General features: G+C 63.3%; 25 protein-coding genes. 18 read left to right on the top strand and 7 right to left on the bottom strand.

The genetic code is table 11. From position 1 onward, the window contains the following. Positions 1-63: 63 nt before the first annotated feature. From radA to waaF, 10 genes are all read left to right on the top strand, one after another. On the top strand, positions 64-1,431 hold the full coding sequence (radA, locus tag C5F53_RS12895) for a DNA repair protein RadA (RefSeq protein WP_105261768.1): 1,368 nt from the start codon (positions 64-66) through the stop codon (positions 1,429-1,431). 103 nt (positions 1,432-1,534) lie between these two features. Continuing rightward, positions 1,535-1,933 (top strand): DUF1924 domain-containing protein, encoded by a 399-nt coding sequence (locus tag C5F53_RS12890; protein ID WP_236635365.1) that lies wholly within the window; start codon positions 1,535-1,537, stop codon positions 1,931-1,933. A 32-nt stretch (positions 1,934-1,965) separates the two neighbouring features. Then, entirely contained in the window at positions 1,966-2,502 is a 537-nt protein-coding gene (locus C5F53_RS12885; protein WP_201740845.1) for a diheme cytochrome c, read from the top strand. A gap of 48 nt (positions 2,503-2,550) precedes the next feature. Then, positions 2,551-3,318, top strand: a complete 768-nt coding sequence (locus C5F53_RS12880; protein ID WP_105261767.1) for a cytochrome b/b6 domain-containing protein — start codon at positions 2,551-2,553, stop codon at positions 3,316-3,318. 48 nt (positions 3,319-3,366) lie between these two features. After that, positions 3,367-4,035, top strand: coding sequence for a response regulator transcription factor (locus tag C5F53_RS12875; protein WP_105261766.1), 669 nt, complete (start codon positions 3,367-3,369; stop codon positions 4,033-4,035). Between the two features lie 2 nt (positions 4,036-4,037). Further along, positions 4,038-5,384: an ATP-binding protein gene (locus C5F53_RS12870; RefSeq protein WP_105261765.1), complete on the top strand. Its 1,347-nt coding sequence runs from the start codon at positions 4,038-4,040 to the stop codon at positions 5,382-5,384. A gap of 4 nt (positions 5,385-5,388) precedes the next feature. Then, a complete protein-coding gene (locus C5F53_RS12865) occupies positions 5,389-5,823 on the top strand; it encodes a glycerate kinase (protein ID WP_105261764.1) in 435 nt (144 codons plus the stop codon). A 48-nt stretch (positions 5,824-5,871) separates the two neighbouring features. Beyond that, positions 5,872-6,822, top strand: coding sequence for a branched-chain amino acid transaminase (locus C5F53_RS12860; protein ID WP_105261763.1), 951 nt, complete (start codon positions 5,872-5,874; stop codon positions 6,820-6,822). Positions 6,823-6,827: 5 nt separating this feature from the next. Continuing rightward, positions 6,828-7,034: a zinc-finger domain-containing protein gene (locus C5F53_RS12855; protein WP_105261762.1), complete on the top strand. Its 207-nt coding sequence runs from the start codon at positions 6,828-6,830 to the stop codon at positions 7,032-7,034. Beyond that, complete coding sequence (waaF, locus tag C5F53_RS12850; protein ID WP_105261761.1) at positions 7,024-8,028, top strand: lipopolysaccharide heptosyltransferase II; 1,005 nt, start codon at positions 7,024-7,026, stop codon at positions 8,026-8,028. Before C5F53_RS12855 ends, waaF begins: the two co-directional genes overlap by 11 nt. Before the next feature lie 323 nt (positions 8,029-8,351). Here waaF and C5F53_RS12845 read toward each other — a convergent pair whose 3' ends face one another. Then, positions 8,352-8,996, bottom strand: coding sequence for a nucleoside/nucleotide kinase family protein (locus tag C5F53_RS12845; protein ID WP_105261760.1), 645 nt, complete (start codon positions 8,994-8,996; stop codon positions 8,352-8,354). 134 nt (positions 8,997-9,130) lie between these two features. Between C5F53_RS12845 and C5F53_RS12840 the strand changes: the two genes are divergently transcribed. The 4 genes from C5F53_RS12840 (at position 9,131) to C5F53_RS12825 (ending at position 13,294) form a co-directional block, all read left to right on the top strand. Then, positions 9,131-10,117, top strand: a complete 987-nt coding sequence (locus C5F53_RS12840) for a sugar ABC transporter substrate-binding protein (RefSeq protein ID WP_105261759.1) — start codon at positions 9,131-9,133, stop codon at positions 10,115-10,117. Between the two features lie 114 nt (positions 10,118-10,231). Beyond that, positions 10,232-11,191, top strand: a complete 960-nt coding sequence (locus C5F53_RS12835) for an ABC transporter permease (protein ID WP_105261758.1) — start codon at positions 10,232-10,234, stop codon at positions 11,189-11,191. After that, the gene (locus C5F53_RS12830) at positions 11,191-11,979 is read left to right on the top strand and encodes an ATP-binding cassette domain-containing protein (RefSeq protein WP_105261757.1); all 789 of its coding nucleotides are present in this window, start codon (positions 11,191-11,193) and stop codon (positions 11,977-11,979) included. Before C5F53_RS12835 ends, C5F53_RS12830 begins: the two co-directional genes overlap by 1 nt. Before the next feature lie 64 nt (positions 11,980-12,043). After that, positions 12,044-13,294, top strand: a complete 1,251-nt coding sequence (locus C5F53_RS12825) for an ROK family transcriptional regulator (protein WP_105261756.1) — start codon at positions 12,044-12,046, stop codon at positions 13,292-13,294. A 10-nt stretch (positions 13,295-13,304) separates the two neighbouring features. Here C5F53_RS12825 and C5F53_RS12820 read toward each other — a convergent pair whose 3' ends face one another. The 3 genes from C5F53_RS12820 to C5F53_RS12810 form a co-directional block, all read right to left on the bottom strand. Beyond that, positions 13,305-14,588: a HAMP domain-containing sensor histidine kinase gene (locus tag C5F53_RS12820; RefSeq protein WP_105261755.1), complete on the bottom strand. Its 1,284-nt coding sequence runs from the start codon at positions 14,586-14,588 to the stop codon at positions 13,305-13,307. Between the two features lie 17 nt (positions 14,589-14,605). Then, the gene (locus C5F53_RS12815; RefSeq protein WP_105261754.1) at positions 14,606-15,322 is read right to left on the bottom strand and encodes a response regulator transcription factor; all 717 of its coding nucleotides are present in this window, start codon (positions 15,320-15,322) and stop codon (positions 14,606-14,608) included. 104 nt (positions 15,323-15,426) lie between these two features. Then, the gene (locus C5F53_RS12810) at positions 15,427-16,767 is read right to left on the bottom strand and encodes an MFS transporter (protein ID WP_105261753.1); all 1,341 of its coding nucleotides are present in this window, start codon (positions 16,765-16,767) and stop codon (positions 15,427-15,429) included. An 18-nt stretch (positions 16,768-16,785) separates the two neighbouring features. Here C5F53_RS12810 and C5F53_RS12805 point away from each other — a divergent pair, with 18 nt between their 5' ends. Both C5F53_RS12805 and C5F53_RS20560 read left to right on the top strand, forming a co-directional pair. Next, positions 16,786-17,622: a M48 family metallopeptidase gene (locus C5F53_RS12805; RefSeq protein ID WP_105261752.1), complete on the top strand. Its 837-nt coding sequence runs from the start codon at positions 16,786-16,788 to the stop codon at positions 17,620-17,622. A 71-nt stretch (positions 17,623-17,693) separates the two neighbouring features. Beyond that, complete coding sequence (locus C5F53_RS20560) at positions 17,694-18,320, top strand: PEP-CTERM sorting domain-containing protein (RefSeq protein WP_236635364.1); 627 nt, start codon at positions 17,694-17,696, stop codon at positions 18,318-18,320. A 66-nt stretch (positions 18,321-18,386) separates the two neighbouring features. Here C5F53_RS20560 and C5F53_RS12795 read toward each other — a convergent pair whose 3' ends face one another. Then, positions 18,387-19,178: an exodeoxyribonuclease III gene (locus C5F53_RS12795; RefSeq protein ID WP_105261941.1), complete on the bottom strand. Its 792-nt coding sequence runs from the start codon at positions 19,176-19,178 to the stop codon at positions 18,387-18,389. A gap of 10 nt (positions 19,179-19,188) precedes the next feature. Here C5F53_RS12795 and pyrE point away from each other — a divergent pair, with 10 nt between their 5' ends. Together pyrE and C5F53_RS12785 are read left to right on the top strand one after the other, a co-directional pair. Beyond that, positions 19,189-19,872, top strand: a complete 684-nt coding sequence (pyrE, locus tag C5F53_RS12790; RefSeq protein ID WP_236635363.1) for an orotate phosphoribosyltransferase — start codon at positions 19,189-19,191, stop codon at positions 19,870-19,872. After that, the gene (locus tag C5F53_RS12785) at positions 19,869-20,519 is read left to right on the top strand and encodes a DUF4124 domain-containing protein (protein ID WP_105261751.1); all 651 of its coding nucleotides are present in this window, start codon (positions 19,869-19,871) and stop codon (positions 20,517-20,519) included. Before pyrE ends, C5F53_RS12785 begins: the two co-directional genes overlap by 4 nt. A gap of 42 nt (positions 20,520-20,561) precedes the next feature. On the opposite strand, the gene gatB is transcribed toward C5F53_RS12785, so the two are convergent. Both gatB and gatA read right to left on the bottom strand, forming a co-directional pair. Beyond that, entirely contained in the window at positions 20,562-22,049 is a 1,488-nt protein-coding gene (gene gatB / locus C5F53_RS12780) for an Asp-tRNA(Asn)/Glu-tRNA(Gln) amidotransferase subunit GatB (protein ID WP_105261750.1), read from the bottom strand. Positions 22,050-22,051: 2 nt separating this feature from the next. Then, on the bottom strand, positions 22,052-23,569 hold the full coding sequence (gatA, locus tag C5F53_RS12775; protein WP_105261749.1) for an Asp-tRNA(Asn)/Glu-tRNA(Gln) amidotransferase subunit GatA: 1,518 nt from the start codon (positions 23,567-23,569) through the stop codon (positions 22,052-22,054). Positions 23,570-23,580: the final 11 nt, after the last annotated feature.

Here is a 23,580-nt window from a genome sequence, read left to right as displayed (position 1 = left end):
ATAGGAGTTGTGGCGGCGGCTGGGGCGTTGTGGATCTGTATTTATATACAGTATCATGCGCCCATGGCCAAAGAAAAAACCGTCTTCACCTGCAACGAATGTGGCGGCACCAGCCCCAAGTGGCTGGGCAAATGCCTGCACTGCAACGCCTGGAACACGCTGATCGAATCGGTGGCCAGCAGCGAGGGCCCGGCCAAAAACCGCTTTGCCTCGCTGGCCAAAACTGCCGAAGTGGCGGTGTTGTCCGACATTGAAGCATCCGATGTAGAGCGCACCCCCACCGGCCACGAAGAGCTGGACCGCGTACTGGGCGGCGGCATGGTGGAGGGCGGTGTGGTGCTGATTGGCGGCGACCCCGGCATCGGCAAGTCCACGCTGCTCTTGCAGGCGCTGGATTCTCTGCAGCGCTCGGGCAAAAACACCCTGTATGTGACGGGCGAAGAGAGTGGGGCGCAGGTGGCGCTGCGCTCACGCCGTCTGGGGCTGGACCACAGCCAGGTGCGGGTGCTGGCCGAAATCCAGCTCGAAAAAATCCTCGCCACCTTGGAGGCGAACCGCCCGGATGTGGCGGTGATCGACTCTATCCAGACGGTGTATTCCGAACAACTCACCAGCGCGCCGGGCTCGGTCGCCCAGGTGCGCGAATGTGCGGCCCACCTGACCCGCGCCGCCAAGGCCAGTGGCACCGCCATCGTGCTGGTGGGCCACGTCACCAAAGAAGGCGCGCTGGCCGGCCCGCGTGTGCTGGAGCACATGGTGGACACGGTGCTGTACTTCGAGGGCGACACGCACAGCCAGTTCCGCCTGGTGCGCGCCATCAAAAACCGCTTTGGCGCAGTCAACGAGATTGGCGTCTTCGCGATGACCGAAAAAGGCCTCAAGGGCGTGAGCAACCCCAGCGCCATCTTCCTCAGCCAGCACGCGGAGCCGGTGCCCGGCAGCTGTGTGATGGTGACGCTGGAAGGCACGCGCCCGCTGCTGGTCGAGATCCAGGCGCTGGTGGACAGCGGCGGTCCGTCGCCACGGCGCCTGTCGGTGGGCCTGGACAAAGACCGCCTCGCCATGCTGCTGGCCGTGTTGCACCGCCATGCTGGCGTAGCGTGTATGGACCAGGACGTGTTCATCAACGCCGTGGGCGGTGTGCGCATTGGCGAGCCCGCGGCTGACTTGGCGGTGATGCTCTCCATCACCTCGTCCTTGCGCGGCAAGCCGCTGCCCAAGGGCTTCATCGCCTTTGGCGAAGTGGGGCTGGCCGGTGAGGTGCGCCCCGCGCCGCGCGGGCAGGAGCGCCTGAAGGAAGCCGCCAAGCTGGGCTTTACCGTGGCCGTGGTGCCCAAAGCCAATGCGCCCAAAAAGCCCATAGACGGCATGACCATCCACGCCGTGGACCGGGTGGAAGAAGCCATGAACGTGGTGCGCGGGCTGGGTTAACGCACAGGCACCCTCGGCAGCGCGTCCCCCATGGGAGGCGTCTTTTATTGCCTTAAGTCCCCGTTAATGTGTGCTTCCTACCATGCAAGGCATGGAGGTTTTTATGCACCGTTTTCGTCGCACTCTGCTGCCTTTGTTGGCTGCCGGTTTGTGCACCACTGCTGTGTGGGCCGGCAGCCCCGCTGAGCAACTGAACGCCCTGTCCACCCAGGCCGGCCGCAGTCCCAACCCGGGCCAAGGGCAGCAGTTTTTCAATGCAAAACACGGCCGTGAGTGGAGCTGCGCGTCCTGCCACAACGCACTGCCCACTGGCGACGCCAAACACGCGAGCACGGGCAAAGCCATTACCCCGCTAGCACCCGCGTTTAACCCCGAGCGTTTTACCGATCCGGCCAAGAGCGAGAAGTGGTTCCGCCGCAATTGCAACGACGTGCTGGCCCGCGAGTGCACCGCCGCCGAGAAGGCCGATGTGCTGGCCTGGCTGATCAGCCTCAAGCGCTGACGGCCCACGGGACGCCAACCCCAAAGAAATTTATGCCAAACAGACCTCTAGACCCCGTGCAATATGCGCAAACAGCTCCTAAATGGATAGCGATTTTGGCCTTGGCCGGCTTGACAGTGGGTAGCGCCTGGGCTGACTCCAAAGGCCCCATGGTGCCGCCCCTGCCCAAGTACCAGGCCGAATGTGCGGCCTGCCACATCGCCTACCCGGCGGGCATGTTGCCCGCAGCGTCTTGGAAGCGGGTCATGGGTTCGCTGGACAAACACTATGGCACCGACGCGTCGCTGGACGAAGCCAGTGTGCGCGAGATCAGCCAGTGGCTGCAGGTGAACGCCGGTACTTACAAGCGGGTGCGCGAGCAGCCACCGCAGGACCGCATCACCACCTCCGCCTGGTTTGTGCGCAAGCACGACGAGCTGGACCCCGCCATCTGGAAACAGGCTGCGGTCAAGAGCGCGGCCAACTGCATCGCCTGCCACACGCGGGCCGACAAAGGCAGCTTCAGTGAACGCGAAATTACCTTTCCCAAAGGCCTGGATGCGCGCTTTCGCCGCAACTGGTCCGACTGACGGTCTGCCTGACCTTCCATCTCTTTGCCCTGTTTGACGAGGCTCACCATGACCACCACCACTTTTCCATCTACCGCCGCACCCGGACAAGCCGCGCGCCGCCGTGTGGTGGACGCGCCCACCCGCGTCTTTCACTGGCTGTTTGCCCTGAGCTTTCTGGGTGCTTACCTCACCGCCGATGGTGAGCGCTTTCGCCTGCTGCACGTCACGCTGGGCTACACCATGGCGGGCTTGTTGGTCTTTCGGGTGCTGTACGGTCTGCTGGGGCCGCGCCAGGCGGGCCTAGCTTTGTTATGGCGAAAGCTCAGCGCGCTCTGGCCCTGGGCGCAATCGCTCAAGGCCGCCGTGAACACCACTGCGAAAGTGGACGCACCCCCGGCGGTGAACTGGCGCCAGGGGCAAAGCCTGTTCATGGCGCTGGCCATTGTGGCCTTGTTGGTGCTGGTGCTGCCACTCACGCTGTCGGGTTACGCCACCTATAACGAATGGGGTGACGTTCTTGGGGGCGACTGGATCGAAGACGTGCACGAATTCTTTGGCAACACCGTGCTGGCCGTGGTGCTGGCGCACATTGCCGCCATCGTGGCCTTAAGTGTGTTGCGCCGCAAGAATCTGGTGACGCAGATGGTGACCGGCCGTGCCGATGGAGCGGGCCCGGACCTCGCCAAGCGCAACCACGGCTGGTTGGCGGCCTTGCTGCTGTGTGCCGTGTTGGCGTACTGGACTTGGGAGTGGCAGCAGTCGCCCCAAGGGCTGATCTCCGGGTCAGCGCTCAGCGCTGTGATGAGTGGGCAAGGTGATGACGAGGACGACTGAGCAACCGCCATGCACAATCGTCTGACCAGTACCCACGGAGTCCATTGAATGCGCGTGTTGCTTGCCGAAGACGATGCCATGTTGGGCGATGGCCTGCGGGCCGGGCTGCGCCAGCTGGGGTTTCAGGTGGACTGGGTGCGCGACGGCATGGCGGCCGAGCGCGAGTTGTCGGGCGGCGAGTACACCGCTGCCGTGCTGGACCTGGGTTTGCCAGGCAAGGACGGCTTGGATGTGTTGCAGGCTTTGCGCAGCGCTGGCGTGTCCACCCCGGTGCTGGTGCTAACGGCCCGCGATGCCGTGCCCGACCGCATCCGCGGGCTGGATCTTGGGGCCGATGACTATGTGCTCAAGCCTGTGGACTTGCATGAACTGGCGGCGCGCCTGCGCTCGCTGGTGCGGCGCTCCCACGGGGTGGCGCAAGAGGTTTTGCAGATGGGCGCCTTGGCGCTGGAGCCCGGCACCCGCCGGGTGCTCTGGCGAGGTGCGGAGGTGACCTTGTCCACCCGCGAATTTGATCTGTTGCATGCGCTGATGCGCAGTGCAGGGCGGGTGCTCTCGCGCGAGCAGCTGGAGCAGCAGATGTACAGCTGGGGCCACGAGGTGGAGAGCAACGCCATTGAGGTGCACATCCACCACCTGCGGCGCAAGCTCCAGGCCGATGCGATTCAGACCGTGCGCGGCGTGGGCTACCGCGTCAACCCGCAGCCGGGCGCCTGAGCATGGGTGCCGGCCGCTCCTTGCAACTGCGCCTGCTGGTGCTGTTGTCTGTTTCCTTGACGCTGGTGTGGTTGGCTGTGGCCGCGTGGACGTGGGTGGACGCCCGCCACGAAGTCGACGAACTCATGGACAGCCACCTGGCCCAGGCGGCCTCCATCTTGGTGGTGCAGCCGCTGGATTTGGAAGACGATACCGTGGCCGATGCGCCGGCCTTGCACAAATACAGCGCACGCGTGGCGTTTCAAGTGTTCCATGAAGGCACCTTGGTCATGCGCTCGGCCAACGCTGGAATCGAGCCTCTGAGCGATGAACGCCGCGGCTTTGCCACCGTGCGCCACGGCGGTGAAAACTGGCGTGTGTTTGCCACGCGTGGCGCCGAGGGCGATGTGCAGGTGTACGTGGGCGAGCAGGTCGACTCGCGCAATGACATCGTCTGGGCCATGTTGCGCGGCATGTTGCTGCCCATGGCGCTGGCCTTGCCCGTGCTCGCAGCCTTGCTGTGGTGGGCGGTGCACCGGGCGCTGCTGCCGCTGCGCACACTGGGCCACACCTTGGGCCAGCGTGCGCCCGATGCCCTCAGCCCGGTGGTGGTACCCGATGTGCCGTCTGAGATGCAACCGCTGGTGGCTGAACTCAATGGCCTGCTGGCCCGCATTGAGCGCATGGTGCAAAGCGAGCGCCGATTTACGGCGGATGCCGCGCACGAGCTGCGCACGCCGATTGCGGCCATCCGCGCCCAAGCCCAGGTGGCTTTGGGTGCCGGGGCCGATGCAGCCCAACGCGACCTGGCTTTGCAGACCACGTTGGCCGGGTGTGACCGGGCCGCGCATTTGGTGGACCAGTTGCTTGCGCTGGCCCGCCTGGAAGCCGGAACCACGGTGCCCGCGGCAGAGGTCTGCGATCTGCGGGCTCTGGCCCAGCAGGTGGCCGCAGACCTAGCCCCTGCGGCACTAACCCACGGGCAGGACTTGGCGCTGGAGGCGGATGGGGATGCGGCCTGTGCCGTTTCCGCGCAGGTGACCTGGCTGACCATGCTACTGCGCAACCTGCTGGACAACGCCCTGCGCTATAGCCCCGACGGTGCGCGCGTGCTGGTTCGTGTGGCTTGCACACCCGAGCGGGTGGTGCTGGAGGTGCACGACAGCGGCCCAGGCATGGCCAGTGCCGACATGCAGCGCCTGGGCGAGCGGTTTTTCCGGGTGCTGGGGCACACGCAGCCTGGCAGCGGCCTGGGCTGGTCTATCGTGCGCCGGATTGCCGATGTGACCGGGGCGCAGGTGACTGTGCAGTCGTCGGCGTTGCTGGGCGGACTGCAGGTTCAGGTGGCATGGCCCGGCCTGCGAAAATAGGCGGATGCAAATTCAAAAAATTGTGGTGCCCGTTGTGGCATTGGTGATCGCAGTGGCTGGTTACCGGGCCTATGGCTGGGCAGGCCTGGCCTTGGTGGCGGGCGGGCTGGTGATGTGGCAGCTACTGCACTTCACCCGCATGCTGCAGATTCTCAAGAAGGCGGCCAACCGCCCCATCGGCCATGTGGACAGCGCGGTCATGCTGCACGCCAAGCTGGCGGCGGGCCAGCCGTTGCTGCACATGGTGGCGCTGACGCGGTCGCTGGGTTTGCTGGAGTCGCCCAAGGACACCCAGCCCGAGCGGTTCCGCTGGACCGACACTTCGCAGTCCAGTGTGTTGTGTGTGTTTCTGGGCGGCAAGCTGCAGAGCTGGGAGCTGACACGACCGGCCACGGAGGCACCCGCTGCGCAGACCGACGATGCGGCGCTGGCCCCGTAAAATCAGCGTTTCGCATTCTTTGCAGCCACCCCTTACAAGGACACCCTGATGAGCGTACTTCCTCCCTCCATGTCTGACCGCGACGGAAAAATCTGGATGGATGGCCAGATGGTGGACTGGCGCGACGCCAAGATCCACGTGCTGAGCCACACGCTGCACTACGGCTGCGGCGCGTTTGAAGGCGTGCGGGCCTACAACACCGTCAACGGCCCGGCCATCTTCCGCCTGCAGGAGCACACGGAGCGCCTGTTCAACAGCGCCAAGATCCTGCGCATGACCATCCCGTTTACCCAGGAACAGGTGAACGAAGCCCAGTGCGCCGTGATCCGTGAAAACAAGCTCGAATCCGGCTACCTGCGCCCCCTGACCTGGATCGGCGACAAGAAGCTGGGTGTGTCCCCCAAGGGCAACACCATCCACCTGATGGTGGCCGCATGGCCCTGGGGCGCCTACCTGGGCGAAGAGGGCATGAAACGTGGCATCCGCGTGAAGACCAGCAGCTACACGCGCCACCACGTCAACATCACCATGACGCAGGCCAAGGCGGTGAGCAACTACACCAACTCGATCCTGGCCAACATGGAAGCCACCGACGACGGCTACGACGAAGCCCTGCTGCTGGACAGCTCGGGTTTTGTGTCCGAAGGCGCGGGCGAAAACATCTTTGTCATCAAGAACGGCGTGATCTACACGCCCGACCTGTCGGCTGGTGCGCTGAACGGCATCACCCGCAACACCGTGTTCCACATCGCCAAAGACCTGGGCCTGGAGATCGTGCAAAAACGCATCACGCGTGACGAGGTCTACATCGCTGACGAAGCCTTCTTCACCGGTACTGCGGCTGAAGTGACGCCGATCCGCGAGCTGGACCGCATTGAACTGGGCAAGGGCGACTACGTGGGTAGCCGTGGCCCGATCACCGAAAAAATCCAATCCGCGTTTTTTGACATCGTCAACGGCCGCAACCCGAAATACGCCCACTGGCTCACGAAGGTCTGAGACCCATGACAAACGCAAAAATTGAACTGCTGGCCAAAGACCTGAACCACCAAGGTGGCGTGTTCTGCCCCAGCCCGCTGGCCGACATGAAAACTTGGAACACCCACCCCAAGGTGTACCTGGATGTAGGCCGCACGGGCGAAGCCAAGTGCCCTTACTGCGGTACGGTCTACAAACTGAAAGACGGCGAGCACTTCGCGGGTGGACATTAAGTCCCTGATCATCGCGCCCCAATGGATTGGGGACGCGGTGATGACCGAGCCGCTGATGCGCCGCTTGGCGGCGCGTGGTGAGCGGCTCACCGTGGGTGCCTTGCCTTGGGTAGCGCCGGTGTACCGGGCCATGCCCCAGGTGGCCGAGGTGATGGAGTTTCCGTTCGCCCGCGGCGGTCTGCAATGGGCGGCGCGCCGGGCCATGGCCCACCGTCTGCGTGGCCGCTTCGATGTGGCCTATGTGGGGCCTAACTCCCTCAAAAGTGCGCTGATCCCCTGGTGGGCCGGTATTCCCAAACGGGTGGGGTACTCCGGCGAGGTCCGCTGGGGCCTGCTGAACCAGCGCCTGCCTAACCCGCCGGAGGGCGAACGCCCGCCCATGGTGGCGTTTTATTCGGCGTTGAGTGGTGACGCTGAACTGGATGCCGACCAGCCGCAGCTACAACTGGCCCCTGGCGCGGCCGAGCAGGCCTTAGCTGCGCAGGGCCTGCCGGCCCAAGGTTTTTATGTGCTGGCGCCTGGCGCCGAATACGGCCCGGCCAAACGCTGGCCCGCGGCCCACTTTGCTACGCTGGCCAGCCAGCTGGCGCTGCCCGTGTTGCTCTTGGGTTCGGGCAAAGACGCCGTGGTATGTGCCGAGATCGCCAGCGCGGTGAATACCCGCCAGCCCGGCCATTGCGTGGACCTGGCCGGCAAGACCTCTTTGGACCAGGCGATTGCGCTGATAGCCTCGGCCAAAGCCATGGTCAGCAACGATTCGGGCCTGATGCACGTAGCCGCCGCCTTTGGCGTGCCCCAGGTGGCGGTGTTTGGCTCGTCCAGCCCGCTGCACACCCCACCGCTGAGTGCGCGGGCCACGGTGCTCTGGCTCAAGAACGACTCGGCCTACCAGCCCCCGCTGGACTGCGCCCCCTGCTTTGCGCGCGACTGCCCGTTGGGCCATACGCGCTGCCTGAACGACATTGCGCCCGAGCGGGTGCTATCTTATTTGTAGCTGTTTGCGCAATACCCACGGTCGTCAAGTGCCAATTTGGCATCAAACTGTGCCCACCCATAGGTCCGAAAAAAAAAGCCACCCGAAGGTGGCTTTGTAAAGTCCCCGAAGGGACGTCGTTGGAACCTGTTGAAGGAAACCTATTTGGCTGGTTTCGCTTCGATCCTTGTGAACTGTGACAGCAGCTGGGATGAATTTTCTGCCTTGGCCGGCAAAAGCGGTATCCCCCATTCGGGTGAATTTGCAGTCTTTTTTGCAAATAAATGGGGGTTTTTGACCTGCGTCGTCATTTTTGGGGCCGCCAGGGCGCCCAAATTTCCATTTCACCCTGTCACCACCCCATCCGCCCGGTGCCGGCTGGCCTCAATACGCCGTGCGTTGGGTTCATCGGTCTGTGCCATCCACTGCAGCGCCTCTTCGCGTGTACGGCCAAACAACATGTGGCGCGCCAGCAGGCGGCTGTGGCGCAGCGCGGGGTCCACGTCCAGGTACCAGACCTCGTCCAGCAACGCGCGGGCGCCGGCCCAGCCATCGTCTTCCAGCAGCAGGTAGTTGCCCTCGGTAATGACCAGTGGGATGCCGGGTGTGATGGGGATGGCGCCGGCAATCGGCTCTTCGAGCGCGCGGTTGAAGTCGGGCGCATAGACCGTTTCGCCCGCGGTTTGCTGGCGGATGCGTTGCAGCAGGGCGATGAAACCGGCACTGTCAAAGGTGTCGGGCGCGCCCTTGCGCTGGGCGCGGCCCAGGCGTTCCAGTTCGGTCTGGGCCAAATGGAAACCGTCCATGGGCAGGTACTGGCTCTGGCCGGGGTACTGCGTCTGCAGCGCCTGGGCCAGCGTGGACTTGCCGGCCCCCGGCGGCGCCACGATGCCCAGCAGCTTGCGCTGCCCGGTGGCGAGCAGGGCGGCTATGCGCTGCTGGGTATCGACGGGGGATAAAAAAAGTACCGGTGGATTAGGGTTTTCCATAATTAAAGTAACTTGATTTAAGTAAATGAATGGAACTATAGTCCAGCCACGCCGTGAGAGAGCGTAATTTCCCGGGGGCCCGTTCCCCTGACCATCCAGCCAGAAAAAGGTCGCACAGACCGAGGAGATACCTGATGAAGAAGTCCACCCCCCTGATCCTGTCCGCATTGGCCCTGGCCGCATCGTCGGCCTTCGCTGCCGGTGAGCCCGTCATTGGCCTGATCACCAAAACCGAAACCAACCCCTTCTTCGTGAAGATGAAGGAAGGCGCCGAAGCCGAAGCCAAAAAACTGGGTGCCAAGCTGATGAGCGCCTCTGGCAAGAAAGACGGCGACACCGCTTCGCAAATCGCCGCCATCGAAAACATGACCGCCCGTGGCGCCAAGACCATCCTGATCACCTCGTCCGGCGACGCCATCCTGCCCGCCGTGAAGAAAGCCCAGGAAAAAGGCGTGCAAGTGATTGCGCTGGACAGCCCGTTTGAAGGCGCCGACGCCCTGTTTGCCACCGACAACTACAAGGCCGGTGAGTTGATTGGCCAGTACGCCAAGGCCGCCCTGGGTGGCAAGCCCGCCAAGATCGCCATGTTGGACCTGTTCCCCGGCCACCCCGTGGGTGCGCAGCGCCACAACGGTTTTATGAAGGGTTTTGGCCTGCAAGCGAATGACGCCAAGTCCAACGAACTCTCCAAGACTGCAGAAACCGTGTGCGCGGCCGACACCGATGGCAACCAGGCCAAGGGCCAGACCGCCATGGAAAACTGCCTGCAAAAGGACCCCGCCATCAACGTGGTCTACACCATCAACGAACCCGCAGCGGCCGGTGCGTACAACGCACTGAAGAAAGCCGGTAAAGAGAAGGGCGTGTTGATCGTGTCGGTGGACGGCGGTTGCGCCGGTGTGGCCGACGTGGGCAAGGGCGTGATTGCCGCCACCTCGCAGCAATACCCTCTGAAGATGGCCGCCATGGGTGTGGCCGCCGGTGTGGATTACGCCAAGGGCGGCAAAAAGGCTTCGGGCTATGTGGACACCGGCGTGACCCTGATTGCCGGCAAAGCAGTGGCTGGCGTGGACAGCAAAGACGTCAAGACCGGTACCGACCTGTGCTGGGGCAAAAAGTAAGCTGACACGGGCTCGCGCCCTGTGAGTGCCCGGGGCCCGGCGGCTGTTACCCACAGTGCCGGGCCCTTGTTCCCTCTCTCATTTGCGCTGAAGCGCGCCAACTGGTAAGCCCCTATGGCAACGAATTCTTCCAAACCTATTCCATGGGCCTTGCTCGGGCCCTGGCTGGCCTTGCTGGCGGCCTGCGTGTTTTTTGCCACGCAATCCGACCGCTTTTTGACTGGCGAAAACCTCTCCCTGGTGCTGCAGCAGGTCATGGTGGTCGGCCTGCTGGCCATCGGCCAGACCCTGATCATCCTGACCGCCGGCATTGACCTGTCCTGCGGCATGGTGATGGCGCTCGGCGGCATCGTGATGACCAAGTTCACCATGGACCTTGGCATGCCACCCGTGCTGGGTATCTTGTGCGGCATCCTGGTGACGGCGGCGTTTGGCCTGCTCAACGGCCTGCTGGTGACCCGGGTCAAGCTGCCTTCTTTCATCGTGACGCTGGGCACCATGAACATTGCGTTTGCGATCACCCAGATTTACTCCGAAGCCCAAACCGTGGGCAACCTGCCCGAGAGCATGACGGTGCTGGGGAATACCTTTTCACTGGGTGGCACATCCGTGGCCTGGGGTACCGTGGTCATGCTGGGCATGTACCTGCTGGCTTGGCATTTGTTGCGGGACACCGCGGCAGGTCGCCATGTGTACGCCGTGGGCAACAACCCCGAGGCCGTGCGCCTGAGTGGTATTTCCGTCGAGCGTGTGCTGCTGGGCGTCTATGTGCTGGCCGGCGTGCTGTATGGCATCGCCGCCCTGTTGTCGGTGGCACGCACCGGGGTGGGTGACCCACAAGCGGGGCAGACCGAAAACCTGGATGCCATCACCGCCGTGGTGCTGGGCGGCACTTCGCTGTTTGGTGGCCGCGGCATCATTTTGGGTTCCTTGGTGGGCGCCGTCATTGTGGGTGTGTTCCGCAACGGCCTCACGCTGATGGACGTGGCCTCGGTCTACCAGACCCTGATCACCGGCATTTTGGTCATCCTTGCGGTGGCCGCAGACCAACTCTCACGCAAGGGAGCCCGCTAATGGCCACGCCCCAGATCATTCTCAAGGCCTCGGGCCTGGTCAAACGTTACGGCGGTGTGACCGCATTGGACGGTGTGGATTTCGAGCTGCGCGCCGGTGAAATTCTGGCCGTGATTGGTGACAACGGCGCTGGAAAGTCCAGCCTGATCAAGGCCCTGTCGGGCGCTGTGGTGCCCGACGAAGGCACGATGGAGCTGGACGGCCAGGCCGTGCATTTCCGCTCGCCCATTGATGCGCGCCGCCATGGCATCGAAACCGTCTACCAGGACCTGGCCGTGGCCCCCGCCATGTCGATTGCCGAAAACCTGTTTCTGGGCCGCGAGCTGCGCCGCCCCGGCGTGCTGGGCAGTGTGTTCCGCTCGCTGGACAAGAAGCGCATGCTGGACGAGGCGATCTCGCGTATGAACGACCTCAAGGTCGGCATCCGCTCCATGACGCAGGCGGTGGAAACGCTCTCGGGCGGCCAGCGCCAGTGTGTGGCGGTGGCGCGTGCAGCGGCGTTTGCCCAGCACGTGGTGATCATGGACGAGCCCACTGCCGCGCTAGGTGTGAAAGAGGGCAATATGGTGCTGGAGCTGATCCGCCGCGTGCGCGACAAGGGGCTACCGGTCATCTTGATCAGCCACAACATGCCGCATGTGTTTGAGATTGCGGACCGCATCCACATCCAGCGCCTGGGCAAACGGGCCTGCGTCGTCAACCCCAAAACCATCAGCATGAGTGACACCGTGGCGGTGATGACAGGGGCCAAAGTCGTTGAGGATCTGCCCGCGTCGGCGCTGGCCTGAATCACCCCTGCGCGCCAAAAAGTTTTGGCGGGTGGGGCGCTTCATGGGTCAAAATCGCCCCACCATGAACCTTGCTGACAACGCACCTGCCACCCGCCCCGACACGGCGGTGGCTGCTTCCCCTCCGGTCCTGCGGCCGCGGGGCTCCAACCATGTGGGCATGCGCCAGTTCAACGAACGGGTGGTGTTGCACGCCATCCGCCTCAATGGCAGCCTGCCCAAAGCCGACCTGGCGCGCCTCACCGGCCTCACTGCCCAGACCATTGGCCTCATCACCACCCGCCTGGAAGACGATGGTCTGCTGATCAAACAGGAGCGGGTGCGTGGCCGCATTGGCCAGCCCTCGGTGCCCATGGCGCTGAACCCGGATGGCGCGTTTGCGCTGGGCATCAAGATTGGCCGGCGCAGTGCCGACTGGCTGCTGGTGGACTTCACCGGTAAGGTGCGTGTGCGCGAGACGCTGGCCTACGATTTCCCCGACGCTGACGCTTTGCTGCCCGTGGTGCAAACCCGCATGCGTGCCATCCAGGACGGCCTGGGTGCGTTGGCGCCGCGCCTGGTAGGCGTGGGCGTGGCCGCACCGTTCAACCTGGGTGGTTGGCACAAGATGCTGGGCCTGTCCGAAGCGGTGTCAGACCAGTGGAACCATATTGACCTGTGCGCGCAGGTGCAGGCCATGACCGACGCGCCGGTGAGTTTTGCCAAAGACACCTCGGCCGCCTGTGTGGCCGAATTGGTGGCCGGCCGCGGGCGCGATCTCAAGAGTTTTCTGTATTTGTTCGTGGACACCTTTGTGGGCGGCGGGCTGGTGCTCAACTCGCACCTGCACGGTGGCATCCACGGCAATGCGGGCGCCGTGGCCTCCTTGCCCCTGCAGGTGGCGGCTCCCGGCAGCATGCCTGAGCAGCTGATTGCCCATGCTTCCTTGTGGGAGCTGGAGCAGCGTTACCAGGCCGAGGGCCTGGACCCCAGCGCCGCGTATGACGACCGCGCCATGTCCGCGCCGTTTGCCGTGCACACCGATGCCTGGATCAGCAGCGCCGCACTCGGCCTGGCCCAGTGTGTGGTGAGCGGCACGGCGTTTCTGGACATTGATGCGGTGGTGATTGACGGCTCGTTTTCGCGCGGCATGTTGCAGCGCTTGATTGAGGAAACCGGTTTGGCCCTGCGCCGTTACAACTGGGAAGGCCTGTGGCCCGCCACCGTGATTGCGGGCAGCATCGGGTCGGACGCGCGTGCGCTGGGCGGTGCCCTCTTACCGCTGCATGAAAACTTTGCCCCGGACCGCGACCTGTTTTTAAAGGCCGCGTCCTGAGCCACCGGCCTTAGCGCGGGCTGGCGGGCGCCTGCAGCGGCAGGCGAATCTCAAAACACGCGCCACCGTCGGGCCGGTTGCGGCAGGTCACGGTGCCGCCATGGCGCTGGGTGATGGATTTGACCAGCGCCAAGCCCAGACCCACACCGCCCTCGCGCTCGGACGCCCCGGGCAAGCGGTAAAACGGTTCAAAAATCCGGTTTTGCAAAGCCTCGGGTACGCCGGGGCCGCGGTCACACACCTGGAGGGTGGCGTGGGTGTTGTCCTGGCCCAGCACCAGCGTGACTTCACCGGCGCCGTAGCGGCGTGCGTTTTCCAGCAGGTTGCGCACGGCGCGGCGCAGCAGCTTGGTGATGCCGGGCACGGCCAGTGTGGCGGTGGTGGTGTCCAGGTTGGCCTGGGTGCGTGCGCATTCCTCTGCCGCCAGGCCCACCAGGTCTACCGATTCCACGGTGCCCATGTCGGCGTCTTTGGCGTCCAGGCGGCTGGCCAGCAAAATTTCTTCAATCAACTGGTCCAGCTCGCTGATGTTGCGGGCGATCTCGGCCTTGAACGTGGGGCTGGGGCTGCTGCCCATCAGTTCCATGCCCATGCGGATGCGCGCGAGAGGCGAGCGCAGCTCGTGGGAGGCATTGGCCAGTAAGGATTTTTGTGAGGCCAGCAGGGCTTCGTGGGACTGCACCAGGCTTTGCACCTGTTGGGCCGCGTGGTTAAAGCGGGTGGCCAGAAAACCCACCTCGTCATCCCCCCCCAAGGCTACGCGTGCACCCAGGTCCCCATCGCCCCAGCGTTCCACGCCCTGGCGCAGGGTTTCCAGGCGTCGGGTCAGGCGGCGAACAATCGGGTAGGTGGCCAGTGCCACGGCAATGCCTACCAGCCCCAGGGTCCAGAAGAAGCCAAACGGGGCCTTCCAGCTGGACGCTGGCGGACGTGGCAGGTGCATATGGACCGTCTGACCATCCTGCATGCGCACCAGAAACTCGGGGCCGCGGCCAAAGCGGCCCGGCATATCGTCGTCAGGCGGGGCGTCCATGTCGGGCGGCGTTGGCGGCGGGTCTCCGGCAGGGCCGGGTGTGTCACTGCGCAGCATGGGCGGGTAGTCCCCGCGTTGCAGGGGGCGGCGCAGCCGCGCGTGCCCGTTGCCAATCACTTCTCCCGCTTCATTGCGCACCACCACTTCGCGCAGTGGCGGCTCCGTGGTCAGGCGCCAGGCCCAACCCACCAGCAGGGTGAGCACGGCCACAGCCAGCACCACGGCCAGCCAGATACGCACATACAACTGCTTGAAAAACATGGGAGAGAAAACCAGGCTTAGTCTTGTTGCCGGGCAAACACATACCCTACGCCACGCACCGTGAGGATGCGTTTGGGGTCTTTGGCGTCGACCTCGATGGCGGCGCGGATGCGGCCCATGTGCACGTCGATGGAGCGGTCAAAGGCTTCGAGCTCGCGGCCGCGCACGGCTTCCATGATCTGGTCGCGCGTGAGCACACGCCCGGCGCGTTCGGCCAGTGCCACCAGCAGGTCAAACTGGTAGGACGTGAGTTCGCAGGCGACGCCGGATACGGTGACGGTGCGCGCGTCGCGGTCAATCTCCAGGCTGCCAAAACGCAGTGCCTTGCCGCTGGGGGCTGCGTTCTCCACCTTGCGGCGCAGGATGGCGCGCACGCGGGCCAGCAGCTCGCGGGGTTCAAAGGGTTTGGGCAGGTAGTCGTCGGCACCCAGTTCCAGGCCAATGATGCGGTCCATGGCGTCGCCCTTGGCGGTGAGCATGAGCACCGGCACGCTGGAGGCAGGTGCGGGCAGGGAGCGGATGCGGCGGCACACTTCCAGGCCGTCGATGTCGGGCAGCATCAGGTCCAGAATGACCAGCTCGGGCACGGCGCCGGCGGGGGGCTGGGTCAGGTGGCCCAGGCCACTGAGGCCGTCGCCGCAGTGGCTGACAGCAAATCCCGATTGCTCCAGGTACTCGGCCACCATGGTGGCGAGGCGGGCGTCGTCTTCGATCATGAGCAGGTGTTGGCGCATGGTCGCAGTCTATCGCCACACCACTGCGGACGTATACCGGCTGCTTGTCGGTCCGGTAAAGTTAGGTAAATAACGCTATTAAAATAATAGCTGTTTGCGCAGTATTAACGGGGGCTAGGTGCCATTTTGATGCGTGAAGCCAGCCACACCAGCAGCAGCACGGGCGCGCCCAAGCAGGCGGTGGCGGTGAAAAAGTTGGGGTAACCAAAGTGGTCCACAAACTGCCCCGAGAATCCGGCCAGAAACTTGGGCAACAGCAGCATCATGGAGCTGAACAGCGCGTACTGGGTGGCCGAGTACTGGACGTTGGTGAGCGAGGACAGGTAGGCGATGAAGGCCGCGCTGGCGATGCCGCTGGAGAGGTTGTCGGCCGAGATGACAAACACCAGCGCGCTCAGATCGTGGCCGCGTGTGGCCAGCCAGGCAAACAGCAGGTTGCTGCCCGCGCTGAGCACGGCGCCCAGCATCAGTACCCGCATCACGCCCAGGCGCAGGGCCATCACCCCGCCGATGAAGGCGCCCAGCAGCGTCATGACAATGCCAAACGCTTTGCTGACGGCGGCCACCTCGTCCTTGCTAAAGCCCAGGTCTACGTAAAACGGGTTGGCCATGATGCCCATCACCACGTCGCTGATGCGGTAGGTGGCAATCAGCGCCAGGATCAGCGCCGCGTGCCAGCGGTAGCGCCCCACAAAGTCGGTGAAGGGGGCAACCAACGCGCCTTGCAGCCACTCGGCCGCATTGCGGGCCGGGGCCAGTGCCTGGCGCACGGGTTCGCGGGAGAGCAGCACGGTCAGCACGCCGGGCAACATGCTGGCGGCCATCACCAGGTAGGCGGTGCGCCAGGCACCGTATTGGTAGAGCGCGGCGTTGGGCACCTCGGCACGGGCGGCAATCCACAAGGCCCCGGCACCGGCCCAGATCATGGCCAGACGGTAGCCCGCCTGGTAGGTGGCGGCCAATGCGGCTTGGTGCTCGGTGTCGGCGGATTCGATGCGGAAGGCGTCCAGCGCAATGTCCTGCGTGGCGGAGCCAAAGGCCACGGCCACGGCGCAGTACACCATGGGGGCCAGCGCCAGCGTGGGGTCGGTCAGCGCCATCATGACCAGTGCGGCCATGATCACGGTTTGTGACAACAGTAACCAACTGCGCCGCCGGCCCAGCAGCCGCGTCAGCACGGGAATGGGCAACCGGTCCACCAGCGGCGACCACACCCACTTGAAGCCGTAGGCCAGCCCCACCCAGCTCAGAAAACCGATGGTGGTGCGGTCCACACCGGCCTCGCGCAACCAAAAGCTCAGCGTGCCAAACACCAGCAGCAAGGGCAGGCCGGCCGAGAAGCCCAGGGCCAGCATGCGCAACGAGGCGGGTTCGGCATATACCTTGAGGGTCGCGAGCCAGCTTGTTGGCGCTGGTGTAGAGGGTGTGGGACGTGGCACAGACATGCAGGAATAATAGCGGCCATGACCTTGCGCACTTTTCACCATCTCTCCGGGGCCATGCTGGGCCTAGTCCTGTCATTGGGCGTTGCATGCGCCGCGGGGGCGCAGACGCGCGATGGTGTGAACGTGGGTGGAAACTCGGCTTTTAGCAAGTTGGTGCCTGCCGACAAGGTGGAGCAGGGCGCAGCGCAGCAATATGCGCAGATGCTGTCCCAGGCTCGGGCCCAGAATGCATTGGCAGGCGCAGATGACCCGCAAGTACGGCGTTTGAGAGCGATTGCCACCAAGATCATCCCGTTTGCCAACGTCTGGAATGAGCGCGCAAAGGGCTGGAAGTGGGAGGTCAACCTGATAGGCGCCAAGCAAATCAACGCCTTTTGCATGCCCGGCGGGAAAATCGCGTTCTACACCGGCATTCTTCATGAACTGAAACTCACCGATGACGAAGTGGCGATGGTCATGGGACACGAAATTGCCCATGCCTTGCGCGAACACGCGCGCGAACGCATGGGCAAAAATGCCGCTACCGGCCTGGGGGCTAGTCTGTTGAGCCAAGTCCTGGGCATGGGTGACATCGGTCAGACTGTGACGCAGTACGGCGCACAGCTGCTGACCCTGAAGTTTGGCCGCGAAGACGAGTCCGAGGCAGATTTGGTGGGCATGGAGCTAGCGGCCCGCGCCGGCTTCAACCCCCGCGCCGCAGTGAGCCTGTGGCAAAAAATGGGGGTTGCCAACAAGGGTGCTCCGCCGGAATGGCTGTCCACCCACCCCTCGGGCAATGCTCGGATTGCCCAGATCGAGGCGAATTTGCCCCAGGTGCTGCCGCTCTACGAACGGGCCCGCAAGGCAAGACCTTAGGTCCTTTGGACTATTGCTGCAGGTGCAGCATCCCTTGAAAATCACAACTACTTACAAATTCTGGGGAACGTATGAAGTTCATTGCAAAAGCGGCTGCTGCCGTCGCACTGCTGGCGGGGTTGGCTAGTCCGGCAGCCATGGCAGCTACGCTGACATTCGCCGGTGGCAGTACGACAAGCTTGGCCGGTTTGCCCGGTACCTTTAACCCGACACTGCTGGCGGGTGACTACAGCGCTTACAACTTGGACAGCATGCAACAAGGTGCGACTTTGTCCCTGAGCGGTACAGCCGACCTGACTTACACCTTTTTGGGCGAGGAGGCTGCATTCAACAACGCCTTTGGCGCGTACACAATCTCGCCCTTGGCAGCAGGGGCCCTCACTAACAACGGCTCGCCCATGGGGACGTCCTTCTCGCTGGCATCCGTAGCCGGTGGCACCCTGAAGTTTGCATTCAATTCCAACCTCGGCTGGAACCTGTTTGCCAACGGCAGCCATTCAATTGGCTTAGTAATGGCTAACGACTCCAAGAGTGCTTTGCTGTTGTTCAACGACAAAGGACGTGACGGCGACTTTGATGACATGGTAATCAAGGTAGCGATCACTACACCGGTGCCCGAGCCTGAAACCTACGCCATGCTGCTTGCTGGCCTGGCTTTGTTGGGTGGTGTGGCCCGTCGCCGCAAACATCAAGTCTGACACTTTCGGGATCAGTCAAACACAAAGAGCCCTTCGAGGGCTCTTTGTGTTTGTGCTTGCAGGTTTTTAAAGTGAAAAATCGTAGTCCAGCGTGATGGGCGCGTGATCCGAGAATTTCTCTGTCTTGTAAATCTGCGGGCTTCGGGCCAGCGTCGCCAAGGCGGGGGTTGCCAGATGGTAGTCCAGCCGCCAGCCCACGTTCTTGGCGTAGGCTTGGCCGCGGTTGCTCCACCATGTGTAGCACTCGTCGGTGGCGGTGGGCTCCAGCTGGCGGTACACGTCCACCAAGCCGCCGTCGGTCAAGAGCTTGCCCATCCAGGCGCGCTCTTCGGGTAGAAAGCCGGAGTTTTTCTTGTTGCCTTTCCAGTTCTTCAGGTCGATTTCCTGGTGGGCAATGTTCACGTCACTGCACAAGATGAATTCGCGCTCGCTGCGCAGTGCCTGCAGGTGAGGGTAAAACTCATCCAGAAAGCGGAACTTGGCCTGCTGGCGTTCTTCGCCGGACGACCCACTGGGGAAGTACGCGCTGATCAGGGAGAGCTTGCGCTGGGGAGTGTCAAACCGTAATTCAACGTACCGGCCTTCGGCGTCAAATTCGGGGGATTGGTAGCCCACCACCACATCGCTGGGTTCATGGCGGGTGTAGACCGCCACGCCAGAGTAGCCTTTTTTCTCTGCATAGTGAAAATGCCCTTGGAGGCCGCTCAAGGACTCAAATTTGCCAGCGACATCAGCGGCTTGCGCTTTGACTTCCTGCACGCAAATACAATCGGGCCGCGTTGTGGCAAGCCAGGCCTCCAGCCCTTTGCTGGTGGCGGAGCGAATGCCGTTGAGATTGAGACTGCTTAATTTGAACAAGGAAACCCCCATGTCGGACCGTGACCCATTGGCCCTGGAATTTGTGCAATTTGCTGTGGAATGCGGGGTACTGCGTTTTGGCGAGTTCAAAACCAAAGCCGGCCGCATGAGCCCCTATTTTTTCAACGCTGGCCTGTTTGACGATGGGGCCAAACTGGGGCGTCTCGCTGAATTTTATGCCCAGCGCTTGCTGGCCAGCGGCATTGAATTCGACATGGTGTTTGGCCCGGCCTACAAAGGCATTCCTCTGGGGGCGGCCGTGGCCATTGAGCTGGCGCGGCGCGGGCGCAACGTGCCTTTTGCCTACAACCGAAAGGAAGCCAAAGACCACGGTGAAGGCGGCACCCTGGTAGGGGCGCCGCTGAAAGGCCGTGTCCTGGTGATTGACGATGTGATGTCGGCTGGCACGGCCGCGCGCGAGTCGATTGCCATCATCCGCGCCGCGGGCGCGACGCCTCATGCCGTATGCATTGCCTTGGATCGGCAGGAAAAAGCCACTGAAAATGGCCAGGATGTGCCTTACAGCGCCGTGCAGTATGTGCGCGGTCAACTGGGCCTGCAGGTTTGTGCAATTGCGAAGCTCGGCGATTTGATGCAGTATCTGGCGGCACGCAATGCTTCCGGTTCGGATGCAGACCACCAGCGCGTGCTGGCCTACCGCCAGCGATACGGTGTCGATGAAGGAGACGCATGAGGATTTATCACTGCTTGGCCGCAGCGACCGTTGTCGCCGTGGCAGGTTCGTCGGTCTGGGCCCAGAGCCAACCCTTGGCGGGTGGGGTGTACACCTGCATCGATGCAAAAGGGCGCAAACTTACGGCAGACCGCCCCATCGTGGAATGTATTGACCGCGAACAAAAGGTTTTGAACCCGAGTGGCACCGTGCGTGCCAAAGTGGGGCCTTCGCTGACCGCCCAGGAGAAACTGGAGCTGGAGCAAAAGGAAAAACGCGAAGCCGAGGAGCGCGGTCGCGCGGCCGAAGAAAAGCGTCGGGACCGGGCTTTGCTGACCCGTTACCCAAACAAAGGGGTGCATGACCAGGAGCGTGCGGAGGCGCTGGCCCAAATTGAGGCCGTTGCCAAAGCCGCCACCACACGCCTGACTGAGCTCACTCGCCAGCGCGTGGCCATCGACGAAGAGATGGAGTTCTACAAGAAGGACCCGACCAAGGCACCTGCGTATGTGCGCCGCCAGTTCGAAGAAAACACCCAGAGCCAGAGCGTACAAAAGCGCTTCATTGCAGAGCAAGAGGCTGAGGCGCGCCGCCTGAACGCGCGTTTTGACGACGAACTGGTGCGCTTGCGCCAGCTGTGGGCCCAGATGGCCCCTGCCGGCAAGTAAAAAAGGCCTCGCAAGAGGCCTTTTTTACGGGGGCGTGGCGTGTCAAGCCAGCTTGCTGCGCAGCAGGTCGTTCACCTGCTGTGGGTTCGCCTTGCCCTGGCTGGCTTTCATGATCTGGCCGACCAGCGCGTTGAGCGCCTTGTCATTGCCCGCCTTGAACTCGGCCACGTTTTTCTCGTTCTTGTCGATCACCTGCTGCACGATGGCTTCGAGCGCGCCGGTGTCGTTCATTTGTTTGAGGCCTTTGGATTCAATGATGGCATCGACATCGGTAGCGCCATCCCACAGCGCATCGAACACCTGCTTGGCGGCGCTGTTGGAGATGGTGCCGTCGCTGATGCGCGTGACCAGCTGCGCCAGCGTTGGCGCTGACACTGGGGACTGTTCAAGGGACAAGTCCTGGCCATTGAGTCGGCGTGCCAGCTCACCGGTGATCCAGTTGCTGGCCAACTTGGCCTGGCCACTGGCCTTGGCCGCAGCCTCGAAATAGGACGACAGCGCCAGGCTCTGCGTGAGCTGCGTGGCGTCATAGTCGCTCAGGCCATAGTCGGATTGGAAGCGTGCCGCCATATTGCGTGGCAATTCGGCCATTTGCCCACGTACGTCCTGCACCCACTGCTCTGAAATGTATAGCGGTGGCAAGTCCGGATCGGGGAAGTAACGGTAGTCGGCCGCATCTTCTTTGGTGCGCATGGCGCGCGTCTCGCCCGTGTCAGGGTTGAACAACACGGTGGCTTGTTGGATCGCGTGGCCGTCTTCAATCTGCTCGATCTGCCAGCGCACCTCGTAGTCGATAGCCTGCTGCATGAACTTGAAGCTGTTCAGGTTCTTGATCTCGCGCCGTGTGCCTAAGGGGCTGCCCGGCTTGCGCACCGACACGTTGGCATCGCAGCGGAACGAGCCTTCCTGCATGTTGCCGTCGCAGATGCCGATCCAGGTCACGATCTTGTGCAGTTCCTTGGCGTAGGCCACAGCCTCTGCGCTGGAGCGCATATCGGGCTCGGTCACGATTTCGAGCAGCGGCGTACCGGCGCGATTCAGGTCGATGCCGCTTTGGCCAATGAAGTCTTCGTGCAGCGATTTGCCCGCGTCTTCTTCGAGGTGGGCACGCACCAGGCGCACCGCCTTCTTTTCGTCACCCAGGAAAAACTCGACCGCGCCACCCTGCACCACGGGGATTTCGAACTGGCTGATCTGGTAACCCTTTGGCAGGTCGGGATAGAAGTAGTTCTTGCGCGCAAAGATGCTGCGCGGCGCAATGTGCGCACCAATCGCCAGGCCGAACTGGATGGCGCGTTCGACCGCGCCCTTGTTCATCACGGGCAGCGTGCCAGGCAAGGCCAGGTCCACCGCGCATGCCTGGGTGTTGGGCTCGGCACCAAAGGCCGTGCTGGCGCGCGAAAAGATTTTCGACTGGGTGGAGAGCTGGGCGTGGGTTTCAAAGCCGATGATGACTTCGTAGCCGTGCACCAGCGGGCCGGTAGGGCGGCCCTGTTGTTGTGCTTCAAATGTATTCACGGTCTCGCTCATGGTCAGAATCCTGCGGGCTTGGCCAGGTGGTAGTCGGTCGCTTGCTGGAAGCGGTGCGCGGCATTGAGCAGGCGCGCCTCCTGGCAGTAGTTGCCCAGCAGCTGCATGCCAATGGGCATGCCCTTGTCGGCCTCGGCCTTGGCAAAACCGACAGGGATGCTCATGCCCGGTAGACCGGCTAATGAGCCGGACAGCGTGAAGATGTCGGCCAGGTAATTGGCCACGGGGTCGTCGGATTTCTCACCAATCTTCCACGCCACGGTGGGGGCCACAGGGCCGGCAATCACATCGCAGTCCTTGAAGGCGTTCTGGAAGTCGTCGGCAATCATTCTGCGGATTTTTTGTGCCTGCAGATAGTAGGCGTCGTAGTAGCCATGACTCAGCACATAGGTGCCAATCATGATGCGGCGTTTCACCTCGTCGCCGAAACCTTCGGCGCGGGTCTTCTTGTACATGTCGGCCAGGTCACCATACTCCTTGGCGCGGTGGCCAAACTTGACGCCGTCAAAGCGGCTCAGGTTGCTCGATGCCTCGGCGGGCGCAATGATGTAGTACACCGGAATCGACAGCTCGGTGCGCGGCAGTGTGATGGGTACGAGTTTGGCGCCCAGGGCTTCGTACTGCTTGAGTGCAGCGTCCACACTGGCGCGCACATCGGCGCTCAGGCCTTCGCCAAAAAACTCTTGGGGTACACCAATGCGCAGGCCTTCGATGGAGTCGTTGAGTTTGAGCGCAAAGTTTTCTGCGGGTACGTCGAGCGAGGTCGAGTCGCGGTCCGGGTCGGGACCACACATGGCCGAGAGCAGCAGGGCGCAGTCTTCGGCGCTGCGGGCCATGGGGCCGGCTTGGTCCAGGCTGGAGGCAAAGGCCACCATGCCGTAACGCGAAGCGCGGCCATACGTGGGCTTGATCCCGGTGACGCCGCAAAACGCAGCGGGTTGGCGAATCGACCCCCCGGTGTCGGTGCCCGTGGCGGCAGGTGCCAAGCGGGCCGCCACAGCGGCGGCGCTGCCACCCGAGGACCCGCCGGGAATACGTGTGGTGTTCCAGGGGTTGCGCACGGGCTGCACGCTGTCGCTGCCCACGGGCGCAGTGGCCGAGTTTTCGTTGCTGGAGCCCATCGCGAACTCGTCGCAGTTGAGCTTGCCCAGCGTGACGGCGCCGGCCTGTGCCAGCTTGTCCACCACCGTGGCGTCAAATGGCGAGCGGTAGCCTTTGAGCATGCGCGAACCAGCCGTGGTGGCGAAGTCGCGCGTCACAAAAATATCTTTGTGTGCGATGGGCACGCCTTCGAGTGCGCCTGCGCTGCCTGTGGCAATGCGGGCGTCGGCCGCACGGGCCTGGGCCAGCGTGGCGGCGGTGTCGGTGGCGACAAAGGCGCCAAGTTCGGCATGGGCCTGGCCGCGCTGCAGAAAATACTCGGCAGCTTCGACCGCGCTGAGCTGCTTGTCGCGCAGGGCCTGGGCAAGCTCCCGCACAGACAGGTCATGCAGGGCGGTTTGGGAAAGGGGAGTCGACATACGGGCTATCT

The sequence above is a fragment of the Rhodoferax sp. TS-BS-61-7 genome (assembly GCF_002943465.1).
Taxonomy (GTDB): Bacteria; Pseudomonadota; Gammaproteobacteria; order Burkholderiales; family Burkholderiaceae_C; genus Allorhodoferax.
The sequence above is the reverse complement of the archived record's forward strand: the minus strand, read 5'-3'. Positions and strand labels throughout refer to the sequence as shown.